Annotated in this window: 2 protein-coding genes; one reads left to right on the top strand and one right to left on the bottom strand. The window is 45.2% G+C overall.

Annotation, left to right across the window (positions count from 1 at the left end; translation table 11 throughout):
• Positions 1-510, bottom strand: a 510-nt coding sequence (locus BG32_RS08835; protein ID WP_259459634.1) for a linear amide C-N hydrolase, incomplete at its 3' end; no start/stop codon positions are given.
• Positions 511-640: 130 nt separating this feature from the next.
• On the opposite strand from BG32_RS08835, the gene BG32_RS08830 reads away from it, so the two are divergent.
• Positions 641-1,386 (top strand): ABC transporter ATP-binding protein (locus BG32_RS08830; protein ID WP_147434904.1); only part of this gene is annotated, 746 nt, incomplete at its 3' end.

The raw sequence follows: 1,386 nt of genomic DNA, 5'->3' as shown, positions 1-1,386 counted from the left end.
GATATCATCTAGCGCCGATTTTACTTCTTCCACCGTTGCGAAGTTTTCAAGGATCCAGCCTATCACATCATAATGAGATATGGTTGACTTGTAGAGGTCTTTTTCGAGCGGCTGATGCCCGGCACAGCCCGTAAAGTAGAATCCTCCGCACGCGAGACCGACTTGGTTTATTCCATCTGCAACCAGATCCATACCAAGGGAGTTGGCCCCAACGTAACCGTACTTCACGTTCCAGCTCAGGCCCTCCCAACCCGTCGTAAGTGCAGTCATAAAAGTGTCTCTGGGTGCAACGACAATCTTGCTTCCAAGATCGAATTCGAACTGGAGAGTCCTTGCAGCAACAATAGCACCATCTTTCGAAATCACTCTGAACCCGGTGCACCCGATCGAAGCGACAGTTAGCAAGACGAAGAAAAGAACGCACATTGGAAGTCTCTTCGTTGCAAACATTCCCTTTCTGTGTTTTGATGGCCTAATCTCTCGCTTCTCTAAAGACAGCAATATATACATTAGGGGCACTTTCTGACTTCTATATTGAAGAATGATTGGAAAAAACAAAAAAATTCAGCGCACCCCCATTGACAACCAACTGTGCTAGTTGATATAGTACAGTTCAGATAGTCAGTGAGGGGTGAATTCTATGTTAGACGAAGCGATCAAAGTTAAGAACCTCAGAAAGACCTACGGAAATTTCGAGGCTGTAAAAGGGATAAATCTCTCCCTTGTACCAGGAAAAGTCAACGCTCTCCTGGGACCTAACGGTGCCGGAAAGACCACAACTCTAAAATCAATTCTTGGCCTTGTTCATTATTCAGGAGAGATAACGATCCTTGGAGAGACAATCGATGTCGCCCGGGAGAGAATATCATTCGTCCCAGAAGACAAAAGCTTCTATGACAGCCTGACTCCGGAAAAGGCAATTAAGATGTGTTCAATGCTCATGAGCAATTTCTCCGCAGAAAAGGCCGCTAAACAGATGAAGGACTTTGATCTACCGATGAATAAGAAGATATCTGCTTTTTCTCACGGCATGAAGACATCTACTTATCTGGCAATCGCAATGGCTCAGGATGCCGATATCTTCATCTTCGACGAACCAACCTGGGGCCTCGATCCTTTGAGGAGAGACGAAGTGCTGGAGATGATAAGCTCGTTGTCAGAAAGTGGGAAGACAGTTCTCTACACCTCACACATTATTCCGGAGGTGGAGAAGATAGCCGATGTCTTTTCGATCATGTACAAAGGCGTAATTCTCTACACAGGAGAAATGAAGGGATTGGACGGAAGGTTTGCTCTTTACTCTCTTCCTTTGAGAACGGCAATCGATAAGAATGACTTCACTGCCGTTGTTAAAGAAGCAAATGTATTGAAAGTTCTCACCGATAA

It is taken from the genome of Mesotoga sp. HF07.pep.5.2.highcov, from assembly GCF_003666285.1.
Taxonomy (GTDB): domain Bacteria; phylum Thermotogota; class Thermotogae; order Petrotogales; family Kosmotogaceae; genus Mesotoga; species Mesotoga prima.
The sequence above is the reverse complement of the archived record's forward strand: the minus strand, read 5'-3'. Positions and strand labels throughout refer to the sequence as shown.